Annotated in this window: 17 protein-coding genes; 8 read left to right on the top strand and 9 right to left on the bottom strand. The window is 49.4% G+C overall.

All coding sequences use genetic code 11. The features are described from left to right. Positions 1 to 38: 38 nt before the first annotated feature. Positions 39 to 2,189 carry a carbon starvation CstA family protein gene (locus R5268_RS17280; protein ID WP_107679435.1) on the bottom strand — a complete coding sequence of 717 codons (2,151 nt, stop codon included), beginning with the start codon at positions 2,187 to 2,189 and terminating at the stop codon, positions 39 to 41. 344 nt (positions 2,190 to 2,533) lie between these two features. On the opposite strand from R5268_RS17280, the gene R5268_RS17275 reads away from it, so the two are divergent. Continuing rightward, entirely contained in the window at positions 2,534 to 3,049 is a 516-nt protein-coding gene (locus R5268_RS17275) for a DUF3592 domain-containing protein (RefSeq protein ID WP_107679436.1), read from the top strand. Here the strand turns inward: R5268_RS17275 and R5268_RS17270 are convergent. The 4 genes from R5268_RS17270 to R5268_RS17255 all read right to left on the bottom strand — a co-directional run bounded on the left by R5268_RS17270 (position 3,044) and on the right by R5268_RS17255 (position 7,587). Continuing rightward, positions 3,044 to 3,556: a WG repeat-containing protein gene (locus R5268_RS17270; protein ID WP_317419923.1), complete on the bottom strand. Its 513-nt coding sequence runs from the start codon at positions 3,554 to 3,556 to the stop codon at positions 3,044 to 3,046. The two genes, R5268_RS17275 and R5268_RS17270, sit on opposite strands and share 6 nt — an antisense overlap. A gap of 81 nt (positions 3,557 to 3,637) precedes the next feature. After that, positions 3,638 to 4,816, bottom strand: coding sequence for a formate-dependent phosphoribosylglycinamide formyltransferase (purT, locus tag R5268_RS17265; protein ID WP_317419921.1), 1,179 nt, complete (start codon positions 4,814 to 4,816; stop codon positions 3,638 to 3,640). 91 nt (positions 4,817 to 4,907) lie between these two features. Continuing rightward, positions 4,908 to 5,825, bottom strand: coding sequence for an EamA family transporter RarD (rarD, locus tag R5268_RS17260; protein WP_218455077.1), 918 nt, complete (start codon positions 5,823 to 5,825; stop codon positions 4,908 to 4,910). A 763-nt stretch (positions 5,826 to 6,588) separates the two neighbouring features. After that, positions 6,589 to 7,587, bottom strand: coding sequence for a LacI family DNA-binding transcriptional regulator (locus tag R5268_RS17255; RefSeq protein ID WP_317419920.1), 999 nt, complete (start codon positions 7,585 to 7,587; stop codon positions 6,589 to 6,591). A gap of 398 nt (positions 7,588 to 7,985) precedes the next feature. Here R5268_RS17255 and R5268_RS17250 point away from each other — a divergent pair, with 398 nt between their 5' ends. After that, on the top strand, positions 7,986 to 8,615 hold the full coding sequence (locus R5268_RS17250) for a response regulator transcription factor (protein WP_046892072.1): 630 nt from the start codon (positions 7,986 to 7,988) through the stop codon (positions 8,613 to 8,615). Positions 8,616 to 9,187: 572 nt separating this feature from the next. On the opposite strand, the gene R5268_RS17245 is transcribed toward R5268_RS17250, so the two are convergent. After that, on the bottom strand, positions 9,188 to 12,448 hold the full coding sequence (locus tag R5268_RS17245) for a hypothetical protein (protein ID WP_317419917.1): 3,261 nt from the start codon (positions 12,446 to 12,448) through the stop codon (positions 9,188 to 9,190). Beyond that, the gene (locus R5268_RS17240; RefSeq protein WP_046892070.1) at positions 12,445 to 12,906 is read right to left on the bottom strand and encodes a hypothetical protein; all 462 of its coding nucleotides are present in this window, start codon (positions 12,904 to 12,906) and stop codon (positions 12,445 to 12,447) included. Before R5268_RS17240 ends, R5268_RS17245 begins: the two co-directional genes overlap by 4 nt. A 943-nt stretch (positions 12,907 to 13,849) precedes the next feature. On the opposite strand from R5268_RS17240, the gene xdhA reads away from it, so the two are divergent. From xdhA to xdhC, 3 genes are read left to right on the top strand one after another with little or no spacing between them, the layout of a single operon-like run. Next, positions 13,850 to 16,156, top strand: a complete 2,307-nt coding sequence (xdhA, locus tag R5268_RS17235; RefSeq protein ID WP_317419915.1) for a xanthine dehydrogenase molybdenum-binding subunit XdhA — start codon at positions 13,850 to 13,852, stop codon at positions 16,154 to 16,156. Between the two features lie 5 nt (positions 16,157 to 16,161). Then, positions 16,162 to 17,040 (top strand): xanthine dehydrogenase FAD-binding subunit XdhB, encoded by an 879-nt coding sequence (gene xdhB, locus R5268_RS17230; protein ID WP_046892068.1) that lies wholly within the window; start codon positions 16,162 to 16,164, stop codon positions 17,038 to 17,040. Beyond that, positions 17,037 to 17,516, top strand: a complete 480-nt coding sequence (gene xdhC, locus R5268_RS17225; protein WP_054425041.1) for a xanthine dehydrogenase iron sulfur-binding subunit XdhC — start codon at positions 17,037 to 17,039, stop codon at positions 17,514 to 17,516. The genes xdhB and xdhC overlap by 4 nt, the downstream gene beginning before the upstream one ends. A gap of 29 nt (positions 17,517 to 17,545) precedes the next feature. Here the strand turns inward: xdhC and R5268_RS17220 are convergent, their stop codons facing one another. Next, the gene (locus R5268_RS17220; RefSeq protein ID WP_052927114.1) at positions 17,546 to 17,917 is read right to left on the bottom strand and encodes a winged helix-turn-helix transcriptional regulator; all 372 of its coding nucleotides are present in this window, start codon (positions 17,915 to 17,917) and stop codon (positions 17,546 to 17,548) included. A 97-nt stretch (positions 17,918 to 18,014) separates the two neighbouring features. Here R5268_RS17220 and nfsB point away from each other — a divergent pair, with 97 nt between their 5' ends. Continuing rightward, positions 18,015 to 18,668 carry an oxygen-insensitive NAD(P)H nitroreductase gene (gene nfsB / locus R5268_RS17215; protein ID WP_214222318.1) on the top strand — a complete coding sequence of 218 codons (654 nt, stop codon included), beginning with the start codon at positions 18,015 to 18,017 and terminating at the stop codon, positions 18,666 to 18,668. Between the two features lie 63 nt (positions 18,669 to 18,731). Here nfsB and R5268_RS17210 read toward each other — a convergent pair whose 3' ends face one another. Continuing rightward, complete coding sequence (locus tag R5268_RS17210) at positions 18,732 to 20,582, bottom strand: sigma 54-interacting transcriptional regulator (RefSeq protein ID WP_182107446.1); 1,851 nt, start codon at positions 20,580 to 20,582, stop codon at positions 18,732 to 18,734. A gap of 535 nt (positions 20,583 to 21,117) precedes the next feature. On the opposite strand from R5268_RS17210, the gene ygeW reads away from it, so the two are divergent. Both ygeW and dpaL read left to right on the top strand, forming a co-directional pair. Beyond that, positions 21,118 to 22,305 (top strand): knotted carbamoyltransferase YgeW, encoded by a 1,188-nt coding sequence (gene ygeW, locus R5268_RS17205; RefSeq protein ID WP_046892063.1) that lies wholly within the window; start codon positions 21,118 to 21,120, stop codon positions 22,303 to 22,305. Positions 22,306 to 22,364: 59 nt separating this feature from the next. Further along, positions 22,365 to 23,567, top strand: coding sequence for a diaminopropionate ammonia-lyase (gene dpaL, locus R5268_RS17200; protein ID WP_107679446.1), 1,203 nt, complete (start codon positions 22,365 to 22,367; stop codon positions 23,565 to 23,567). Positions 23,568 to 23,575: the final 8 nt, after the last annotated feature.

Here is a 23,575-nt window from a genome sequence, read left to right as displayed (position 1 = left end):
TACGGGGGATGAGATTTCAGCGTTACTGCATGCTGTTATCAGTGTGAGGAGGAGACTTTAATTCCCTCTTCCGGAACAGGAATATACGGTGTTTCGCTGTCAGTACGTTCCGGATTTTTGCTTGCTTTCATCGCGGTACGGATACCGTAGAAGATGATGCTGTACACAACGACCAGGAAGATAATACTCAGCCCTGCGTTGGTGTAGTTATTCACCACGATGTGCTGCATATTGGCAACCTGTTCAGGGGTTAATGCCCCGCCTTCCGCGATGCGGCGTTTGTACTCGCTTGCCAGCCAGAAGAAACCTTCCAGTTGCGGGTTGTCACTGAACAGTTTCAGGCCCAGCGCCCAGGTGGTACAAATCAGCAGCCATACCGCAGGGATAGTGGTTACCCAGATATATTTGCTGCGCTTCATCTTAATCAGGACAACGGTGGACAGAACCAGTGCAACAGCGGCCAGCATCTGGTTGGAGATACCGAACAGCGGCCACAGGCTCTTAACGCCGCCCAGCGGATCAACCACACCCTGATACAGCAGATAACCCCACAGACCCACACAACCGGCAGTACCGATCACACCGGCAATGAAGGAGTCAGTTTTCTTCAGGAACGGAACGAAGTTACCCAGCAGATCCTGGAGCATAAAGCGTCCGGAACGGGTACCCGCATCCAGTGCGGTCAGGATAAACAGTGCTTCAAACAGGATACCGAAGTGATACCAGAAGCCCATATCCGCCGCAGGAATGATTTTGTGGAACACATGCGCGATACCGACCGCCAGTGTCGGTGCACCACCCGCACGGTTGAGGACAGACGGCTCACCGATATCTTTGGCGGTCTGTAAAATCTCTTCCGGCGAGATAACAAAGCCCCAGGAACTGACTGTTGCCGCGGCCTGCGCGGTCACATCTTTCAGCTGCGCCATGATCATCGGTGCATCAGCGGTGCCGAGGTTATGCAGATCCGGCATGGTGATACCCAGCGCGGCAGGCGGGGTGTTCATCGCAAAATAGAGACCCGGTTCGATAATGGATGCTGCAACCAGCGCCATCACCGCCACAAAGGATTCCATCAGCATGGCGCCGTAACCGATATAGCGGGCATCAGTTTCACAGGCCAGCAGTTTCGGTGTGGTACCGGATGCAATCAGGGCGTGGAAGCCGGAAACCGCACCACAGGCAATGGTAATAAACAGGAACGGGAACAGAGCACCTTTCCAGACCGGACCGGTTCCGTCAACGAACTGTGTCATTGCCGGCATTTTCAGGTCAGGGTTAAGAATTACGATACCCACTGCCAGACCGACGATAACCCCGATTTTCAGGAAGGTCGCCAGGTAGTCACGCGGTGCCAGAATCAGCCACACCGGCAGCAGTGCGGAAACAAACGCATAACCGATAAGTGCATAGGTGATCGTGGTATCTTTAAAGGTCAGTGCAGGGCCCCAGTACGGATCTGCGGCAATCACGCCACCGAACCAGATAGCGGCAACCAGCAGCACAATACCGATGACAGACACTTCACCAACCCGTCCCGGCCGGAGATAGCGCATGTAGATCCCCATAAACAGGGCAATCGGTACGGTCGATACGACGGTGAACACACCCCACGGACTTTCTGCCAGTGCTTTCACCACAATCAGGGCCAGCACGGCGAGGATGATGATCATAATCAGGAAACAGCCGAAGAGCGCGATAGTGCCCGGCACGCTTCCCATCTCTTCTTTAACAATCTCACCCAGAGATGCACCATTACGGCGCGAGGAGATAAACAGCACCATAAAGTCCTGTACCGCCCCTGCCAGTACCACACCGGCCAGCAGCCAGAGTGTGCCCGGCAGATACCCCATCTGCGCGGCAAGTACCGGCCCGACTAACGGACCCGCACCGGCGATCGCGGCAAAGTGGTGACCGAACAGAACGTTACGGTTAGTCGGAACATAGTTCAGACCATCATTATTGATAACCGCCGGTGTTGACCGGGTCGGGTCCAGTTTCATAACCTTTGTTGCGATATACAGACTGTAGTAGCGGTACGCCACCAGATAGACTGATATCGATGCAACAATGATCCATAATGCACTGACATGCTCGCCGCGGCGTAAAGCCACAACGCCGAGACAGAAAGCACCTATAATCCCCAGGATAAACCAGGGTATGTGCTTAAATAAGCGATTAGAGTTCATAACGCACCTTAAATGTGACTGTGATAATCAAAATGATCCGTATCCGTACGGAAAAAGTGTTTCAGCCCGAATAAAATAGAAACTTCCTGCAAGTGTGTTTTATGATAGGAAAATCAAGGCGGGAAACGGGGATTATCCCGTAAGCGGTTATATAGCCGATTAAGCGGTCACTTTTTGCCGCCGGGCGGTTTTATCCGTCCCCCGGGGCGGTAAAATTTGTGATCGGGTTAACGTTATGTTTTTTAAATTTTTTAATGCTTTTTGTTAATTTTTTATGAAACTGTGCTTTTATCCGTTTTTCTCCGTAATTTATGACCAGAAACCGACAGAAGACCGTAACCGATATGACTAAAAAATCCGGCACACCTTCCGGCAATCTCCGTGCTTATGCCGATAAGCAGACACAACGTAATATGCTGTTTCAGCGTGTTCTCCGCCTGCTGACGTTCAGTGTGCTTTTTCTGGCCGGCTTTATCATTTATCAGACATGGCAGACACAGCAGAACGATGTCTATGCGGACGGGCAGATAACCGGTTACCTGAAAACAGAAGTGCGTGATACCCGTTCAGGGCAGCAGCTGGTTGGCTGGCCGGTGGTGAAATTCGTGACGGCGGATAATAAAATCGTGACATTTACCTCACCGGATCATCTGTTATGTCAGACGCAGTGCGAAAATGGCACGATTGGTGTTTATTATCAGAAGGATAATCCGGGAAAAGCGCAGATTGCAGACTTCGGTGCGCGTTACGGTGAAATCATTGTCTGGAGTGTGATCGCCTTTATTCTGCTGGTGACCTATATTCTGCACAGCCGGCGGCTGCGTATTCTCGCGCGCCGCCGTTACGGCAGCCCGTCATAACGGGAGGGGCGTCCGGTCAAATCCGGTGATCAGGCCATTGGTATCGATACGGAACCAGCGGCCGCCGGTCCACCAGGAGTGTTCGCCGTCCCCTTTTGTCACACAGCGCACACCGACCTCAGCCACACCATTCTTATAAGGATGCGCACAGTCATAAATCGCCGGAATCACCAGTTTCCCGGTTACGCTGTCCGCGAAGCCGATTTTATCGCCGATCTTTATCCTGTATCGCCCTTCTGACGCATAATCCGGCCCGTTATCGAAAAAATACGGCTCATAAGGCTCCTGAAGCAAGACATCCTTAAAATGAAAGCCGTAGCTCTTCTTATCCTGATACAGACAGAGCTGATACGGATTTTCCGGCCTGAAACAATTATCCGCATCGTCAGGGTTTTCCGTATGTGCCCGCACCCAGCCGCGGGCTTTTTCAGCCTGCACATCCGTACCGGCAAACGCGGTCAGCGGCAGCAACATCACAAATACGATTCCCGGTATTCTGCATTTCATCGGTTATTCCTCTGCCTGACCACGGTCTGTGATGCCTTCCTCCTTATATATACGGGAAGGCCATCACCGATATTACCCCGGTCAGCCGGTGACGACCACCGACGCCGCAGCCTGTTTTGCCGCCGCCACCGCTTCCTGCACGGTCGGTGCCAGTGCCAGCGCCACGCCCATGCGCCGGTGACCGTCAATCGCCGGTTTGGCAAACAGACGCAGTTGCACTGTCCCTGTAAGAGCCTGTTCCAGCCCGCTGTAACGGACATCATCACTGCTCAGTGACGGCAGAATGACCGCTGAGGCTGCCGGACGGTACTGAATTATCTCTCCGGCCGGTAATCCGAGAAACGCCCGCACATGCAGGGCAAATTCAGAAATATTCTGTGAAATCAGTGTAACCAGTCCGGTATCGTGGGGGCGCGGGGACACTTCATTGAAAATGATATCCTCACCGCGGACAAACAGTTCGACACCAAACAAACCATAGCCGCCCAGGCCGTTAACGATCGTCGCCGCCACCTGTTGCGCCCGCGCCAGAACCGTCTCCGGAATGGCCTGCGGCTGCCAGGATTCACGGTAATCCCCGCGCTCCTGACGATGACCGACCGGCGCACAGAAATGCACACCATCTGCCGCACGGACAGTCAGCAGGGTAATTTCATAATCAAAATCAATCATCCGCTCGACAATAACCCGCCCTTTACCGGCACGTCCCGCCTCCTGGGATGCAAGCCAGGCATCATGCAGTGTACTTTCATCACGGATGATGCTCTGCCCTTTACCCGATGAACTCATCACCGGTTTGATAATACAGGGAAATCCGATTTCACCGGCGGCACGGATAAAAGACGCCTCATCATCAGCAAAACGGTATTCTGATGTCATCAGCCCCAGCTCTTCTGCGGCCAGGCGGCGGATACCTTCACGGTTCATCGTCAGTTTTACCGCATTGGCACAGGGCACAACATGAAAGCCTTCCTGCTCAAGCCGGTACAGCGTGTCTGTCGCAATGGCTTCAATTTCCGGCACAATATGATCAGGCTGTTCTTTCCGGATAACCGCTTCCAGTTCCGCGCCATCCAGCATATTGATCACATAGCGGCGGTGCGCGATATGCATCGCCGGTGCGTTGTCGTAACGATCCACCGCGATCACCTCAATACCGAGGCGCTGACACTCAATCGCCACTTCTTTACCCAGTTCACCTGCACCCAGCAACATCACCTTTGTTGCACCCGGGCGTAATGCCGTACCTAATGTTGTCATCACTGTCACCTGTTCATGAATACCGGAAAATTGCGCGCCATTATATACGCAATCGTTTGCCTTAGTCACGAAATAAGCAGATAGCCGGCCATCACAGTGATCGGCGGGATCGTATCCCCAGAGCAGCTTTGGCCGTATTTCTCCGGTGATGACGGATAAGCGACAGAATACAAAACAGTAATCCCAGCCAGATTAATGAGAAACTGACACCTTTCACGGAATCAAAATGCTCATTAAAGAGGAATACCGCCAGCAGGAACTGAATGGTCGGCTCCAGATACTGTGCCAGGCCAATCGTCGTCAGTGTGGTGGAACGCACCGCCGCCGTGAAGAACAGCAGCGGCAGCAGTGTGACGGGGGCTGTCAGAATAAAGCAGATGCGGGTAAAGGTATCCGCTGTGCTGAACGTACCCGTTCCGCTGCCTGCCGGCCAGAAATACAGTACAATCGCCACCGGCAGCAGCCAGAGGCTTTCAATCAGCAGTGAGGTTGTCAGATCATAGCGGATAAATTTGCGGATAAACCCGTAAAGCGCAAAAGCGGATCCCATTATCAGTGCCAGTTTCGGCAGGCTGCCATACTGATAAAGCTGATAACCGACACCGGCACAGACAAAAATCAGAGCCGTTTTTTCTGCCGGTTTCAGTCGTTCATGCAGGAAAGTCACGCCCAGTAAAATAGAAAACAGCGGCGTAATGAAATACCCCATACTGGCTTCCAGCACCAAATCATGTGTCATTGAGTAGGTAAATGTGCACCAGGATATCGCCATCACACTGGTACTGAGCAAACAGAGAAGCAATGAACGCTTATCCTCCCATACCGCTTTTATCCGGCTACGGTTTTTTAAAAAGACACGAACAAACAATAGCAGCGGAATTGACCAGAGAACACGCTGGGATAACAACTCTGCGGGCTGCGCACCGGGCAGCAGGCGGTAAAAAAGCGGAGTGATCCCCCAGAGAAAATAAGAAAAAATCGCCAGCATTGCGCCGGATCGTAAAAACATGGTTCAGCCAGTCCTGTTTATCATTATGTTATGGTTATCATACCCCCCTGCCTTAAAAATCCCATGAGCCTGCTCAATTTATTACCTGCTTCAGTTTGACTCCGGACACGTCATATTATATTCACCGGGACTGATACATTTACCACGCAGATATAACTATGAAATATCAATTTCGCTTGATTTTCACACTGGTAACGTTAACATAATAAGTATTATTAACAGTCTGTTTTTGGGTATAATTCCTAATATTTGATGTTAACGTTAACTTTGAGTAGTTATAGCTAGATAGATCCCCTGATTTTTTATACCCTTAAAATCAGAGTCATTCATAATGTATTGATGATAAAAGATAAATAATCATTTAATGTTCATTTTAATGACAAACAGAGTAACACATCAGACATTTACCTCCGGAGATTGAAAAATTTTTCGTGCGGTAGCTTTGTCTCTGAAAAATGTCGTTTCCTTTTTTTAATTGATTATTTTAACGTTAACATTAAGAGATAAGTAATAATAACCAACTCTTTTGTCGCCAAAAACAAAGAAACAACATTAAAGTATGCAATTAAAAGTTTTGTGTTTAGCCGGAGCGGGATTAATACTTAATGTTGCGCTCAAAGCAACAGATAAATCCGTAATTGCAAAAATAGCAGTGCACTGATTTTCTCCGGCAGCCCCCTTTGGGTTAATTAAAAAAATTAACCAAACGGGAACAGGCAAATGCAGGTAAAAAAAGAGAAAGGATAACGGAGACACCGGAGTGTCAGAGAGAATCTCTGCTGAGTATCCGGCAGGGGACATAAGTCATCCCGGATGGTTCCCGTTCTTCAATAAGATGCAGTGCCGCCGTTTCACCCAGCAGGTGATACGGAGAGCGGATAGTTGTCAGCGGGGGATAAAAAAATTCACCTGTGCCGGCCATATTTTCAAAGCCGAGGACACCGGCCTGTTCCGGAATAGAAATACCGCGGGTTAATAACACCTGATACGCCACAAAGGCTATCTGGTCATTACCGCAGATAATGCAGTCAAATAACGGAGAGTTACCTTCCGTGTAATGATCTATCAGTGTTACAACATCCCGGTAATGGATATCGGATAATGCCATGTTGTGCTGGATTAACTGACTGACTGACAACCCCGCATTCAGCCACGCATGCTGAACCGCATCCCGGCGCAAACCGGATGAAAGGCATTCTGCAGGCGGCCAGAGACAAAGCGGACGGCGGTAACCCCGCTGAATAAGATATTCAGTCGCATCATACTGGCCATGGTAGTCATCCGGAATATAGGCCGGTAATACGCGGTTACCGGGGTCAAAGCAATTTGTTAATACCAGTTTTTTATCGCGGAGTAACTCAGGGATGTTTATCTCACAGAGTTGTGCACCGGTGATAATAATACCGTCAGGACGGCGGGAAAGAATTTGGCGGGCCGCGCGGGTCAGTTCATCTCCGGACGGAATATTAACAACAAAACTGTCCCAGCCGTATTTTTCTGCACACTGTTCAATAGCAAGCAGTATTTCGACAGAAAATGGTGCTGAGGCTGTACCGATTGCTAATACACCCACGCATGACAAATTTGTATTTTTACCTCTGATTTTACGGGCTGATAAATCCGGCACATAATTCAGAACATCAATAGCATGCTGAACCTGTTTCAACGTCTCAGGCTTCAGTAACTCAGGATTATTTATCGCCCTTGAAACAGTCATCAGTGAGACTGATGCCATCCGGGCAACATCTTTCAGTGATGCCATATTATTGTCAGTAGAAAATAAGTGTTTGTTCTGTAGTAAGAAAAAAAGAAAAACATGAACTGACACTTATAACATATTACGTCTTTAACCCCAAGGGCAAATGTAAATGTTTATTTCATAAAAAGTCCTGTTAAACCCTAAATGAAACGATACGAAAATGAATTTAACCCTTTATTTTATAAAGATAAAATAAAAAAACCACTACATTGCTGTGGCTTTACTGCTCCAAAACACACCGATTAAGCAATGAAATTTACTTATCCATTTAAACATTTTATCGACGTTATTTTATCTACAATACTCAAAATTTTTGTAGATAAGCTTAAGTAATTATTCCCTTATTTTTATCCATTAATATCACTTTATTTCTGTTTTCTATTTTAATTAAGGAGTAACTTATGGATGCTGTTATCCATTTAATCAATTGTGCGGATTTGCCAAGCAACAATATCAATTTTATGCTTGACGATATGAATTGCGAAGTAAAATCTTATTCATCTGAGCAGACTTTTCTGAAGTATTACATCAATACACCAAAAGAACATGCCCGTGAATGTATTATTCTGGAGGTCGGAGAATCATCTGCTGAAGCATTCTATCTTATCGATGAACTTAAACGTCTGAGAAGTATTATCCCGGTCATTGTCATCACGGCCTATCCGTCTTTTGAAACCTGCCGCCGGGCATTTAAAGCCGGTATTCTGGAGTTTTTCAAAAAACCAATTAACTCTGAGTTGTTAGTTAATGCAATTCACGATGCGTTTCATCAGTATGAAAAAAGTCTCAATAAATACCATACCTATCAGCGCCTTAAGGATAAATTCAGTAAGTTATCCGCCCGTGAAAAAGAAGTCATGGATATGATTCTGGAAGGAAATACCAGCAAAGAAGCGGCTCAGAAATTGTCACTGTCTCCGCGTACTGTTGAAGTACATCGTTCTAATATGTATACCAAACTGCGCATTAAATCATTACCGCAGCTGGTTCAGGAATATGATTTTTATAAAAACTATTCAGATTCAGTCTGAGTATTTCCGGTTTTATGATGCCTTATATATTTCATTTTTGTAGTTAATAAAAATACCGATGATTTTACCTTTTTTTTGCTTACTTAGCTGCTTCTGATGCTTCACTGTTAATACAGAGTTTCATTGTTACCACATTCCGGATTACAACTTTGTTACCATTAGTGACAATTTGTAATATAGTGATGATCCACCAGGGTCTTGCTCAAATATTAATAACACATACTGGTAGTCACATATTCCGGAAAGCCGGATATAATGAGCTATGAAAGGCTGCGATAAAGATATAAAACTTAATTAACAGAATTTAATGTTAATGTACTCATTTTAATATTTTGTTACAAATAGGATGCAATGTACTCTGCCCTCGTGGTAAGTAAAAAGATGCCATACCCTGCCTGAAATTACTCTCTCTGTTTATCCCCTTCTCTTCTGAGTACATTTATGCTGACGTTACTGATCAGCAACAATGATACCTTCGCTGTTATTTCCTGTATTGTCTTCTTTTCTGCAATCATTCTCTATAAAAAAAGCATCCGTTGCAGGATGCTTTCAGTATTTACATAGTTACCGGATTATTCTATTTTCAGCACATTCAGTTTGATAATAGACATTGAGTTCGGCGGGACCTGTCCTGCAATACCTTCAACACCATAGCCCCCTTCCGGTTTAATATAAACGTCCACAGAGCCGCCGGCTCCCACAAGAGCAACGAATTTTGCCAGATCACCCGGTAATTCATTGAACGGGATAACCGCAGGTGCGTTTACAGGATGCGAAACCGTCACTTTACCGTTAGTTAACTCTTCATGCATTGCAAACGTGATAGTTTTATCTTTCAGGGCCTTATATTTTTGTCCCTGTTTGGTGATGCGGTAATACACGTTCGGCGTCATTTTAGCGTAATTCTGCCGCTCCAGCCGGGCAACCAATTCCTGATTTTTCCGTTTATTCAGCTCACCAACCTGCTGATTAGTATAAGCGACCACAGCTTTATTCTTTTCTTCTGCTTTTGCAATCTGCGTATTCAGATTGGTATTTTCAGTCCGCTGTGTACTGACAACCGCTTTCTGCTTATCTATTTCTTTCTGTAATGCTGCATATTTTGCTGAGAGATCCGCATTTTCCTTCAGCTTCGCAGTGGCTTTGGTGAGTTCAGCATCTTTATCTGCCAGCAATTTTTTCTGACTATCAAGCTGAGCATTCAGCCTGGTTAATTCCGCATCTGATTTCGCCATAGCTTCAATCTGCTGCGTTTTCTCTTTTAACGCTTTATCCAGCTGAGCGGTCCGCTGCTGTTCTGCGGCTAATTTTTTATTCAGCCCGGCGTTATCATCCTGAACAGCACTATTCTCTTTATCTGAACCGGATACTTTTGACGACAATAATTGTTTATCCGCCGTCAGCTGCGCAATTTTTTGTTCAAGTGTCGCTTTATCCACTGTCAGTACGGACACTTCTTTTTTCAGATTATCCCGCTGACGGATATTATCCGCCTCACTGCTCTGTAACTGAGCCGTCAGCTTAAGCTTATCCGCTTCACGCTGCTGTAATTCTTTTTCCAGTGTCTGCAACTGAGCGGTTAATTTTGCATTACCGCTATTTTTGGCGTCCAGCTGTGAGATCTGTTTTTCCAGTGCCGTTTTATCAGCGGCCAGCGTGCTGAGTTCTTTTTTCAGCTTATCGCTCTGTGCTGCTGCGTCTTTATTCTGATTTGCCAGCTGATCTGCCAGTTTCTGTTTTTCTGCATCACGCTGTTTCAGTTGCTGTTCCAGCGCATTAAGCTGCTGAACCATTTTTGCCATATCTGCATTTTTATTACTCAGCTGCGCAATATTTTTCTCAGCCTGTGCCTGCGCTTCTGTCAGCCGGGAGATTTGCCCGGTCAGCGCCACTTTATCTGCGGTCAGTGCCGTCAGATTTTTTTGCAGTTGTGTATTCAGTTGCTGGTTATCGGTCGTTTTTTGCAATAATTCAAGCGCGGCCAGCTGTTTTTCTGCCTCAGCGGTTTTCAGCTGCTTTTCAAGCTCAGCAATCTGTACTGCGGCTTTCTGCATTTCTGCGGTTTTTACATTCAGCAGTTCTGTATTTTTAGCTGAAGCTGAGCTTTTATCTGCCGTCAGTGCTGTGATCTGTTTTTCCAGTGCGGCTTTTTCTGCCGTCAGGCCATCGAGAACTTTTTTCAGTTCCGCACCCTGTTTTGTACTGTCGTTACCCTGCACTGCCAGTTGTGCAGCCAGCGCATTTTTCTCCGCATCGCTTTGTTTCAGCTTATCTTCTGTAGCCGTCAGCTGTTGCGTAATTTTTGCAAGATCGGTATTTTTACCCGCGAGCAGTGCGAGGTTTTTCTCTGCCTGGCTTTTCTCTGAATCCAGCTGTGCAATCTGTTTTTCAAGCGCGGATTTATCCGTTGTCAGCGTCGTGATCTGTTTTTTCAGATCCGCCGACTGTTTGCTGTTTTCCGTTTCCTGAGATTGCAGTTTTGCTGTCAGCAGCTGTTTTTCCGCATCCTGATCTTTCAATTGTTTTTCCAGCTCAGTCAGCTTCTGCGCCACTTTTGCCATATCGGCATTTTTATCTTCCAGCAGTGCACGGTTTTTATCTGACAGCGCTTTTTCTTTATTCAGTGCCGCAATCTGTTTTTCCAGATCCGCTTTTTCTGATGTCAGTGTGACCAGATCTTTTTTCAGTGCATTACTCTGTTTACTGTTTTCGCCGGTCAGCGCGAGAATCTTATCATTCAGCTGCTGTTTTTCCGCATCCCGCTGTGTCAGCTGTTTTTCCAGATCAGCCAGCTTGCGCATAACGTTTGCCATATCAGCATTTTTGTCTGCCAGCAGTGCGAGATTTTTATCTGACTGCACTTTTTCCTGATTCAGTGCCGCGATCTGTTTTTCCAGATCTGCTTTTTCTGATGTCAGAACCGTCACCTGACTTTCCGCCTGACCATGACGCGCCAGGTTTTCACTTATCTGCTGATTGAGTGAATCAATGGTTTTCCGGTTTTTTTCCAGCTCTGCGGTAAGGCTGGCGTTATTCCCTTGTGCCGCAGCCTGTAACTCATTGTTTGCCAGAGTCAGACTTTTCAGTTCTGTCTCTTTTTTCGCAATATCGGCGAGGGCCTGTTCATAATCACGCTGAACATTCCGGTACTTTTCGTTCAATGACGCCAGCTCGCGTTTCACATCCTGTAGTTTCAGGCGGGTGATACGCAGTTTTTTCTGCGGGTCCGACGGGATAAACCAGGTTTGCGGTTCCAGCACACGGGCAACCGTCAGCGGTAAATCAGAGAAATACGTCATTGAACGGAAAGGTTCACCCAGGACGGCAAACAGGACTTCCGGTGTGAGTGTCAGTGAGGAGGTCATACGGCCGGGAACAGGTGAGAACACAAACCCCCGGTGTTTCCCGCTCCATTTCTGACTGTCGCGAATCAGATAAGCCGGTGACCACTGCGGATATCCGACCGGAACAGGATTTGTCACAACAACCGGTTCCCTGACCACAATGGTTTCGCATTGTGCCGGTACGGATACCGGGGTCGTTGTGCTGCGTTCCTGCACGGATGAAACCGTGCGTTTTTCTGTGCGGACGGTACTACGTTCGCGCTTACGCTGTGACTGAGTGGCTTTCCCTGCCTTTTTTACTGCCGGTGTAACCCGTCTTTCGGGTTGCCTGTTAGGTTGCTTTACTGATACCGGAAAATTGCCTGATTCGTTTTCAGTCTGAATATAACGGTCAAAATCTTCGATAACCTGATTAAATTCAGATGCAGTTGCCGGTTGCACTGCCGCAAATAACGCGACAGTAATACACAACCTAATGTTCAGTCTCATAACCCGTTAACCTTCTCCAGGGTATTCTCAATAGACAGAACAGAATAATAACGAACCTGCGCGCACATCACTTTGGTTTTCGCTTCAATCGACATTTTCAGTAATTTAAGCGTATCCGGGCTGGCGGTTCTTTCGAGCTGACGATACAGCCTGTTGATCTGGCTGATTTCACTGAAACCGGCGACCATCTGACTGTAATCTTTCGGAGAGATAGTTTTGAGCGAATCGAGTTCTTTGACACACATACTCAGCTCAGGCGAAATCTGTCCGGAAGGTTGCTGTAATTCAGGTTTTGGCAAAGGTGCTGTTGTTCTCACCGGCTCCTGCATTACCGGCTGAACCGGTTGTGCCGCAGGCTTCGGCGCAGGGGGTGTCATTAATGAACAGCCGGACAGGGTTACAACGCCTCCTAACAGGAGTATCCCCGCCATTTTGTTCAGTGCTGTCTTGGATAACATAGTTTCACCTTAGAGAAATAATTTGGCCACTGCTGCGTTGTGCAAAAATAGGCACCAATTGTATAGCCAGAGCCTGGGAAAATAAACTCTGACGTGTCACAACTCAGGCTTATGTAACATACACTACGTCGCGGGCGAGTCTGAACTATTCGTTTTTTGTTATCCGAACACCTTACTGCAGCCGCACAATCTGAATTTCCGCGCTTGTCAGCGTCAACGATTTGGCGTCGTTATTATTCTGTTCTGCCTGTCTGTTTATCACAGGCCGAGAACATAAATTAGTCAGTTTACTGTACAAAACCGTCCCGGACATTTACCGGACAGCCTGTAACAATTCTTAAAAATAAGTATCAACCGGTATCCGTATGTCAGAAAAAGAATAGGGGCATAATTGTACCGGAAGCGGCATTATATCTTATTCACGGATAAAATCGATTAACAGCCGCAGACAACTATTCTGTAAATACGAAAATAAAATGACACTTACAGAATAAACAGATAACCGGCTGTTATCCGAGATGATTTGCAGAAGTATAAATGAATTATCCTGTTATGGATTCTCTTTTTTTCAATTATGCGAGCGGGATTCAGTTCCTTTTTCAGGCTGATTACTATCATTATTTTCTTAGCAATCTATTATCTCTTCATAATTAAAAAGTGACAGAATTTATCAGGTTTATTACACATAATATGATTAGTAACACTATCAAACTGTAAATTATCATTCTGCTTCTCAGTCCTCCCGAAATTATCAATTCAGATATATATTTCTCTCAATATGAGAGAAAGACCGGCAGGAAAATCCGCTGTTCCCTGCCCGCTCCTCTTATTTTTTTTACCTCAGTCACAAATCCCCCGATAACTTACTGTTTTTCTCTTTGCTGGCGTATTTATTGCTTGTTTTTGTACATGCTTACTTTTTCCTGAAACCGGAGAAATAATAATGTCTGAAGCAGTCGGAAAACGCGTGCTGGGTACACCGTACCTGCGCGTTGATGCTCTGAGCAAAACATCAGGGCGGGCGCGCTACACGGATGATCTGCCGATGCCGGGTATGCACTACGCCAAATATGTCCGCAGCACTATTGCTCACGGGACAGTGACCTCCGTTGATACCTCCCGGGCGCTGGCCATGCCGGGCGTGGTCGCGGTATTTACCTGTGATGACGTACCGCAGATCCCGTTCGCCACCGCCGGTCACGCCTGGTCCCTGGAGCCGTCTAAACGGGATGTGGCAGACCGCCTGCTGCTGAACCGCCATGTGCGCCATCACGGTGATGGTGTGGCGATTGTGGTTGCCCGCGATGAACTGACCGCCGAAAAAGCGGCGGCGCTTGTTAGCGTCACTTATGACGAACTGCCGGTTATCACCTCACCGGCAGCGGCGCTGGCCGCAGATGCCCCGCCAATCCACAGCAGCGGTAACCTGCTGAAACGCACTGCCATCAATGCGGAGAGTGCCAGAGCAACGGTCGGCCGGTCGCCGTTTCAGTTCCGCGGCCATTTTGATACCCCGGTTGTCCAGCACTGCCATATGGAAGGCGTCACCTGTTATGCCTGGCAGGAGGCGGATAATAAGATTTCCGTGGTGTCGAGCACACAAATCCCGCACATTGTCCGCCGTGTGACAGGTCAGGCGCTGGATATACCGTGGTCGCATATCAGGGTGATTAAGCCTTATATCGGCGGGGGATTCGGCAACAAACAGGATGTGCTGGAAGAGCCGATGGCAGCCTGGCTGACCCTGAAACTCGGCGGTATTCCGGTGAAAGTGGAACTGAGCCGCGAAGAGTGTTTCTTTGCCTCCCGCACCCGTCACGCCTTTCATATCGATGCGGAAATGGGACTGACCGCTGACGGCACCCTGAACGGCTATCATCTTGATGTGCTGTCCAATACCGGCGGCTATGCCTCTCACGGACACTCAATTGCCGCCGCCGGCGGTAATAAGATCCCGTATCTTTATCCGCGCTGCGACTACGGCTATTCCGCCGCCACCGTCTATACCAACTACCCGTCAGCGGGGGCAATGCGCGGCTACGGCGCCCCGCAGGTCACGTTTGCTCTCGAATGCCTGATGGATGATGCCGCCGCACAGCTGAATATCGACCCGGTGGATATCCGTCTGCGCAATGCGGCACGGTCAGGAGACTGTAATCCGGTTAATAAAAAAACCATTTACAGTGCAGGGCTGGTTGAGTGCCTGGAGCGCGGTAAAGAATTGTTCGGCTGGGATGAACGCAAAGCGGAAGCACTGGCAACACGCGGGGATATCCGCCGGGGAGTCGGCGTGGCCTGCTTCAGTTATTCGTCCAATACCTATCCGGTCGGCGTGGAAATCGCCAGTGCCCGTCTGCTGATGAACCAGGACGGTAATATCAATGTGCAGGTCGGCGCAACGGAGATCGGTCAGGGCTCGGATACCGTGTTCTCACAGATGGTGGCGGAAACCCTTGGTGTGCCGGTCAGTACCATTCAGATGATCTCCACCCAGGATACCGATATCACCCCGTTTGATCCCGGCGCCTTCGCGTCACGGCAGAGTTATGTCACCGCACCGGCACTGAAAGAAGCGGCGCTGTCACTGCGGCAGAAAATTCTCGATCACGCCTCGCTGATGACACATCAGGCCGCCTTTAATATGACGATTCTTAACGGCAATGTGGTGCTTGAGGCACAGCCGGATGTGGTTGTCACCACCGTCGCGGAAGTGGCCATGCACAGTTTTTATCATCAGGAGATCGGTGGTCAGCTCTCTGCCGAATCCTCTCACAAAACACAGACCAACCCGCCGGCGTTCGGCTGTACCTTTGTGGATATCACCGTGGATATTCCGATGTGTCAGATAACCATTAACCGGATCATTAATATGCACGACTCCGGCCGTATTCTGAATCCGCAGCTGGCAGAAGGCCAGGTTCACGGCGGGATGGGAATGGGGATTGGCTGGGCGTTGTTTGAAGAGATGCTGATCAACGAAAAATCCGGGGTTGTCCATAACCCGAACCTGCTCGACTACAAGATGCCGACCATGGTTGACCTGCCGGATCTGGAGTGCGGGTTTGTCGAAACCTACGAGCCGCAGTCCGCCTACGGCCATAAATCCCTGGGCGAACCGCCGATTATTTCACCGGCGGCCGCTATCCGTAATGCCCTGCGCATGGCGACGGGGATTTCTGTCAATACTATCCCGCTGACACCAAAACGGCTGTACCGGGAATTTGTCAATGCCGGACTAATCAGGGGGTAACTGCCATGTATGATTTTGAAACGTATCACCGCGCGGAGAGTATCGCACACGCAGTCTCACTGCTGACGGACAATCCGCAGGCCAGACTGCTGGCGGGCGGAACGGATGTGCTGATCCAGCTTCATCACCTCAATGAACGCTTCCGTCATATTGTTGATATCCATGATTTACCGGAACTGCGCGGGATCAGCTGTGATGAGGCGGGACATATCCGCATCGGCTCCGCAACCACCTTCTCCGAACTGATTGACAGCCCGGTGATCAATCAGTGTCTGCCGGCGCTGAGTGAAGCCGCAGCCACGATTGCCGGACCGCAGATCCGCAACGTTGCCACTTACGGCGGCAATATCTGTAACGGCGCCACCAGCGGTGACTCCGCCTGCCCGTCACTGATTTATCAGGCAGAACTGGAAATCGCAACCCCGGACGGCATCCGCCGCAGACCGCTGCGCGGTTTCCATACCGGGCCGGGAAAAGTGGCCTTTGAACCGGGTGAACTGCTGATTGCGTTCCATTTTTCACCGGAGAATTACCGCAATAAGGGCTCTGCCGCTTACAAATATGCCATGCGCGGCGCGATGGATATCGCCACCATTAACTGCGCGGCGCTGTGTGATATCAGAGAAGGACGTTTTGAGGAACTGCGCCTTGCTTTCGGTGTTGCGGCACCGACGCCGGTCCGCTGTGAACACGCGGAAGCGGCCGCGATCGGGAAACCGGTCACCGCAGACACCCTGAAAGCTGTCAGTCAGGCCATTGAGCAGGATGTCGCCCCGCGTACTTCGTGGCGGGCAGAAAAAGAGTTCCGTTTACACCTGATCCGTGTCCTGAGCGAACGGGTGATCCGCGCCGCGGCTGAACGTACGGGAGAAAAAATCGCATGAATATCAAAGAATGGAAAACCATCAGCTGCACACTGAACGGCCAGTTACGGGAACTGACAGTATCACCGGCGGCACGGTTATCGGACGTCCTGCGTGAACAGGGGCTTATCAGTGTCAAACACGGCTGTTCTGTCGGTGAATGCGGTGCCTGTACGGTGCTTATCGACGGTATCGCGGTGGATACCTGCCTCTATCTGGCGGTCTGGGCAGATGGTAAACAGATCCGTACCGCCGAAGGTGAGATGAAACACGGGAAACCGTCTGCGGTACAGCAGGCATATGCGGACGGCGGCGCAGTACAGTGCGGGTTCTGCACCCCGGGCCTGATTATGATGACCACCGCTCTGCTGGAAAAACACAAAGGGCAGACCCTGACCATCCGTCAGATCCGCCACGGCCTGGCCGGTAACCTGTGCCGCTGCACCGGTTATCAGATGGTTGCCGATGCGGCAGATAAACTCCAGCGGAATCAGTAAACCGCAGAAAACAGATACCGCGCCCGGCGTCAGGGTTGCGGTGTCTGCTGCTGTAAAAGTACCGGCAGAGCATGCTCTTCCCCCCAGCTTTTCAGCATCAGTAATATCGGCACCAGCGACTGCCCGGCGTCTGTCAGGCTGTATTCCACTTTCGGCGGCACCTCCGCATAGACCTTACGGTGGACAAGCCCCGCCATCTCAAGCTCCCGTAACTGTTTTGTCAGCATACGCGGGGTAATAAATATCAGGAGCCGTTTCAGCTCGTTAAAGCGTTTGGTGCCGCTTATCAGATGGTAAAGGATCATTCCCTTGCCCTTTCCGCCCATCATTTCCAGTGTTGCCTCAACCGGGCAGGCTTCATAGGCATACGATTCATAACGCGTCTTTCTGACAGTATCCATTTTGTACCTATATACCAAAAATGTACGTACTTGTTAAAAACATATCGTAGTTTATCATTGCGCCTATTAATGTAAATTACCTTATAAGGACGTCATCATGACCATCACTCAGGCTGTAATGCAGCGTTATTCCACCAAATCATTCGATCCGGCGAAAAAAATCAGTGATGAGGTAATGAACAGTATCAAGACATTGCTGCGCTACAGTCCGTCCAGCGTCAATATCCAGCCGTGGCATTTTATTATTGCGGCCAGTGAGGAAGGAAAAAACCGGATCGCGGCATCCACCCGCCCGGGTTTTGAGTTTAATACCGCAAAAATCACTGATGCCTCTCACGTTGTGCTGCTGTGCGCAAAAACAGATGTTGATGAAGCTTATATGAACAGCGTGCTGGAGCAGGAAGACAAAGACGGCCGTTACGCCACGCCGGAGCACAAAGCCATGAATAACGGCGGCCGGACTTTCTTTGTTAATCTCCATAAAGAGACACTCGGTGATCTGCCGCACTGGGCGGCAAAACAGGTTTTCCTGAACATGGGGACATTACTGCTGGGTGCGTCCGCACTGGGTGTGGATGCCGTTCCGATGGAAGGGATGGATTTTGATACCCTGGATACCGAATTTGGTTTGTCTGCCAAAGGGCTGGCACCGGTGGCTGTTGTGTCGCTCGGTTACCGCAAAGAGGATGACTTTAACGCCGCACTGCCGAAATCCCGTCTGCCGGAAGAGCAGATCATGACCGTTATCTGATACAAAAAAGCCGCACGGTAACTTCCGTGCGGCTTTGGCACACATTTTTTCTTCCGCTTACTGCTACCCGGCGGATAACTCGTACTTTTTAATCTTCCGGTACAGCGTGGCGATACCGATCCCCAGTTCTTCTGCCGCCTGACGTTTATTGTCATAGCGTTGCAGTGCCTCGCGGATCATCTGTTTTTCCATCTCTTCCAGCATGGTTTCCCCGTGCAGTGCCGGGTCCTCATCCGCTGCTGCCGCAGGTACGCTTCTGACCGGAATGGTAATTTCACTGCGGTGGATATCCCCGGTATTCTGAACCGGTGCGGCCGTCCCGCTTATCATCTGTCCCGCATGTCTGGCGAAGTTCGGCGGAAGCAGCGAAATATCAATCACTTCTCCCGGCGGCACCACGTTAACCAGATATTCCATCAGGTTACTCAGTTCACGCAGGTTACCCGGCCACGGCCATGCATTAATGACCGCCATCACTTCATCCGAAATCCCCGGATACACCAGGCCGAGGCGCTTGGTATGCACATTGAGGAAATGGTGCACCAGCAGTTCCACGTCGCCGTAACGCTCACGCAGCGGCGGCAGGGCAATCGGGATAACATTGAGGCGGTAATAGAGATCCTCGCGGAATTTGCCTTCGCTGACAAACTGCTCCAGATTCTGGTTGGTCGCGGAAACAATCCGGATATCCACCGGAATTGTCCGGCTTGAGCCAATCGGCTGCACTTCACGTGATTCTATCGCACGTAATAATTTTGCCTGAACAATCAGCGGCATATCGCCGATTTCATCAAGGAACAGCGTGCCTTTATCCGCTGCCTGGATCAAACCCTGTTTTCCGTTGGCGGATGCACCGGTAAAGGCGCCTTTCACATAGCCGAATAATTCACTTTCCAGTAACTGCTCCGGTATCGCCGCACAGTTGATGGCGATAAACGGTTTTTCACTGCGGTTACTCAGTTTGTGAATCGCCCGTGCCACCACTTCTTTTCCGGTGCCGCTTTCGCCGGTGACCAGAATACTCGACGGGCTGGGTGCCACACGGGAAATCAGGTGTTTCAGCTGACGGATAGGCTCGGATTCCCCGACCAGATGTTCAATCATCAATCCGTTTTCATCGCGGCGCACTTCATTCATATCAATCGCCGCATGAGACTGATGGAACGCCATCAGGAACATCTGACAGCCGTTAACCACATGAAGCTGCCCGATAATAATATTGCTCTCCCCTTCCCAGGAGACAATATGCTGCAAATGCCCGCGGTTCAGACTTTTGAAATAGGTCAGCGGGCGGATGGCAATGGTTTTGCCGGAAATCTTCTCGTACGGGACACTGAGGATTTTCAGAGCATGCGGATTGGCAAATTTCAGGTGATTTGCCTCATCCAGGATCAGAACGCCCTGATCCATAAACTCTATCAGGCTCAGTAATACCTTCTGCGAGGCATTACGTCCTTCCTGCTCATCCAGCAGTTTGGCAACAAAAATATTGGAAATATGCTGCACATAATCCGAGAAGTCATGGATGTTATCCCGGATACGCTCCTGCTGTTCGGATGTGACGGCCACCAGGCTGATAACCCCGATACAGCGATCCTGAAAAATGATCGGTGTACCGATAAACGCTTTCTCCTTGCAGTTATCTTTATCCGCACAATTCATACAGAGCGGATCAAAACAGGAGTGCGTGACGATCTTTTCTTTTTTGGTGTCCAGCACATAGCGGAGCAGCTGGGAATTATTGGTCAGACGATGTCCGAGGTGCTGGTTAAACAGCCCCGTTCCGGCAATCCTTGTCAGTTTGTCATCAACGATTTCAACATCAAGCTGTAACACACTGGCGAGCATCTTGCTGAAGTGAACAATCGTCGGCTGTATCTGCATCAGTACAGATAGTGATTTTTCAGTAATCATGCTTACGACTTCCTATGCTCTTAAAACGACATAACTAAAAGAAAGTACATAACGCGACAATTTAATGATTTTATTATAGTTATTTATCAACAGGCTGAATTACCACCCGCTGATAGCACGAGACTGCCAGATTTTTATCACCGAAACTCCAACGTATGTACAAAAATCACACTTTTCTTCAGATTTGATAATGAAACTGGAATCTCCGTCACTCTATTTTATCAATATGATAAATCCGCCCGGCTGTTTATCATTCTGGCCCCGGTTCCGGTGGTTCAGCTCTCTCACCGGTCTGACTCCGGTGACTTTTCGCCGCTGATGAAAATAAGATTTATTCGTATTTGTCACACATAAACAGGTCATTACGCCCTGATAATTGTGATCACCCTCCCGATTTCGCCCTGCGTTTCACCCCCGGCAGATCATTCCGGCTGATTTGGCATGCTTATTGTTAATAGTCACAGTACACATGCAGAAATGCCTTCTTCTCACTGCATATTCAATTGTCACCGGCCATTTCACATAGGATTTAAAGATGAAAAACGTTAATGAATTATTGAAAGATATCGCCAGACTGAAATCGAATCTTCATCAGAAGGATTTTTTACTTACCTGGGAACAGAGTCAGGATGAACTGACGATGGTGCTTGATATTGCAGCCGCACTGAAAGGGCTGCGTGCCGATAACATCGCAACCAACGTATTCACAAATGGCCTCGGCATCTCTGTTTTCCGTGACAATTCCACCCGTACCCGTTTCTCTTATGCCTCTGCACTGAATATGCTCGGCCTGGCCCAGCAGGACCTCGACGAAGGTAAGTCACAGATTGCCCACGGTGAAACCGTACGTGAAACGGCCAATATGATTTCATTCTGCGCGGATGCTATCGGTATCCGTGATGATATGTACCTCGGCGCCGGTAACGCCTATATGCGTGAAGTGGGCGCGGCACTGGATGAAGGTTTTGAAGAAGGCGTACTGCCGCAGCGTCCTGCACTGGTTAACCTCCAGTGCGATATCGACCACCCGACACAGTCTATGGCTGACCTGGCCTGGTTACGTGAGCACTTCGGTTCACTGGAAAACCTGAAAGGCAAAAAAATCGCCATGACCTGGGCGTATTCACCAAGCTACGGTAAACCACTGTCTGTACCGCAGGGCATCATCGGTCTGATGACCCGTTACGGTATGGATGTCACCCTGGCGCATCCGGAAGGTTATGACCTGATCCCTGACGTTATCGATGTGGCGAAAAATAACGCCAGACAGTCCGGCGGCAGCTTTAAACAAGTCACCTCCATGGAAGAAGCGTTCAAAGATGCGGATATCGTGTATCCGAAATCCTGGGCGCCTTACAAAGTCATGGAAACCCGTACCGAACTGCTGCGCGCCAATGACCATGACGGCCTGAAAGCCCTTGAGCAGCGCTGCCTGGCACAGAACGCCAACCACAAAGACTGGCACTGCACTGAAGAGATGATGAAGCTGACCAAAGGCGGCGAAGCGCTGTACATGCACTGTCTGCCTGCGGATATCACCGGCGTTTCCTGTAAGGAAGGCGAAGTGGAAGAAGCCGTATTCGAAAAATACCGTATCGCCACTTACAAAGAAGCCAGCTGGAAGCCGTATATCATCTCCGCCATGATTCTGGCCCGCAAATTCCCGCAGCCGGCCCTGGTTCTTGAGCAGCTGCTGAAAAACGCACGTAAACGTATTTTATAAATCCGGAGCCCGGCCGTCACCGGCCGGGTTATTTTCCCGATGATATGAGGTGAGGCTCTATGTCTGTCTTCTCACTGAAGTTAGATATTTCAGATAACCGTTATTTCAACGGTAAACACTCCCCGCTTTTTTCCCGTGAAGAAGCACATAAAGCGCTGAAGTTTCATGAGAAAATTACGGGTTACCATCCGACGCCACTGTATGACATGACCGATCTCGCCGCTCTGTTCGGCGTGCGCAGCATCCTGGTGAAAGATGAGTCACAGCGTTTTGATCTGAATGCATTCAAAATTCTGGGCGGCTCTTATGCCATCGCCCATCTGTTGTGCGAAAAGTACAACATGGATATTGATGATTTCTCTTTCGAGAAACTCAAAAACACCCTGACTGAAAAAATGACGTTCGCCACCACCACTGACGGCAACCATGGCCGTGGTGTGGCCTGGGCGGCACGCGCTCTGGGTCAGAAAGCAGTGGTGTATATGCCGAAAGGCTCAGCACAGGAACGTGTGGATCACATTACCGGCCTCGGGGCGGAGTGTATCGTCACAGACATGAACTACGACGATACCGTCCGTCTCACCATGGAAAATGCCAAAAAACACGGCTGGCTCGTGGTTCAGGATACCGCCTGTGAAGGTTACACCAAGATCCCGACCTGGATTATGCAGGGTTATACCACGCTGGCTGCCGAAGCCGTTGCCCAGATGAAAGAGATGAAGATTCAGCGTCCGACCCACGTGCTGTTACAGGCCGGTGTGGGTGCGATGGCCGGCGGCGTGCTGGGCTATCTGGTCGATGAGTTCGGGGCAAAAGATCTGCATTCTATTATCGTCGAGCCGGATCTGGCTGACTGCCTCTACCGCTCCAGCCTGAAAGGCGAAATCGTCAATGTCGGCGGTGATATGGCCACCATCATGGCCGGTCTGGCCTGCGGCGAGCCGAACCCTATCGGCTGGGATCTGATGCGTAACTGCGCAACACAGTTTATCTCCTGTGAAGATGCGGTGGCCGCCCTCGGCATGCGTGTCCTCGGTAACCCGTACGGCAAAGACCACCGTGTGATTTCCGGTGAATCCGGCGCCGTCGGTCTCGGTGTGCTGGCGGCGGTTAACTATCATCCGGAACGTGCGGAACTGATGGCAAAACTCGGCCTGAACAGTGATTCCGTCATCCTCGTGATCAATACCGAAGGTGATACAGATACCAAACATTACCGTGAAGTTGTCTGGGAAGGTAAAAACCCGGCGCAGAAATATTAACTAATTGG

Source organism: Morganella sp. BCCO 40_0007 (assembly GCF_032989665.1).
Taxonomy (GTDB): Bacteria; Pseudomonadota; Gammaproteobacteria; order Enterobacterales; family Enterobacteriaceae; genus Morganella; species Morganella sibonii.
This window is presented reverse-complemented; position numbering and strand designations above follow the sequence as displayed.

Coding starts and splice junctions, on each gene's coding strand:
- R5268_RS17280 (WP_107679435.1), bottom strand. CDS start 2,189: ATGAACTCTAATCGCTTATTTAAGCACATACCCTGGTTTATCCTGGGG.
- R5268_RS17275 (WP_107679436.1), top strand. CDS start 2,534: ATGACTAAAAAATCCGGCACACCTTCCGGCAATCTCCGTGCTTATGCC.
- R5268_RS17270 (WP_317419923.1), bottom strand. CDS start 3,556: ATGAAATGCAGAATACCGGGAATCGTATTTGTGATGTTGCTGCCGCTG.
- purT (WP_317419921.1), bottom strand. CDS start 4,816: ATGACAACATTAGGTACGGCATTACGCCCGGGTGCAACAAAGGTGATG.
- rarD (WP_218455077.1), bottom strand. CDS start 5,825: ATGTTTTTACGATCCGGCGCAATGCTGGCGATTTTTTCTTATTTTCTC.
- R5268_RS17255 (WP_317419920.1), bottom strand. CDS start 7,587: ATGGCATCACTGAAAGATGTTGCCCGGATGGCATCAGTCTCACTGATG.
- R5268_RS17250 (WP_046892072.1), top strand. CDS start 7,986: ATGGATGCTGTTATCCATTTAATCAATTGTGCGGATTTGCCAAGCAAC.
- R5268_RS17245 (WP_317419917.1), bottom strand. CDS start 12,448: ATGAGACTGAACATTAGGTTGTGTATTACTGTCGCGTTATTTGCGGCA.
- R5268_RS17240 (WP_046892070.1), bottom strand. CDS start 12,906: ATGTTATCCAAGACAGCACTGAACAAAATGGCGGGGATACTCCTGTTA.
- xdhA (WP_317419915.1), top strand. CDS start 13,850: ATGTCTGAAGCAGTCGGAAAACGCGTGCTGGGTACACCGTACCTGCGC.
- xdhB (WP_046892068.1), top strand. CDS start 16,162: ATGTATGATTTTGAAACGTATCACCGCGCGGAGAGTATCGCACACGCA.
- xdhC (WP_054425041.1), top strand. CDS start 17,037: ATGAATATCAAAGAATGGAAAACCATCAGCTGCACACTGAACGGCCAG.
- R5268_RS17220 (WP_052927114.1), bottom strand. CDS start 17,917: ATGGATACTGTCAGAAAGACGCGTTATGAATCGTATGCCTATGAAGCC.
- nfsB (WP_214222318.1), top strand. CDS start 18,015: ATGACCATCACTCAGGCTGTAATGCAGCGTTATTCCACCAAATCATTC.
- R5268_RS17210 (WP_182107446.1), bottom strand. CDS start 20,582: ATGATTACTGAAAAATCACTATCTGTACTGATGCAGATACAGCCGACG.
- ygeW (WP_046892063.1), top strand. CDS start 21,118: ATGAAAAACGTTAATGAATTATTGAAAGATATCGCCAGACTGAAATCG.
- dpaL (WP_107679446.1), top strand. CDS start 22,365: ATGTCTGTCTTCTCACTGAAGTTAGATATTTCAGATAACCGTTATTTC.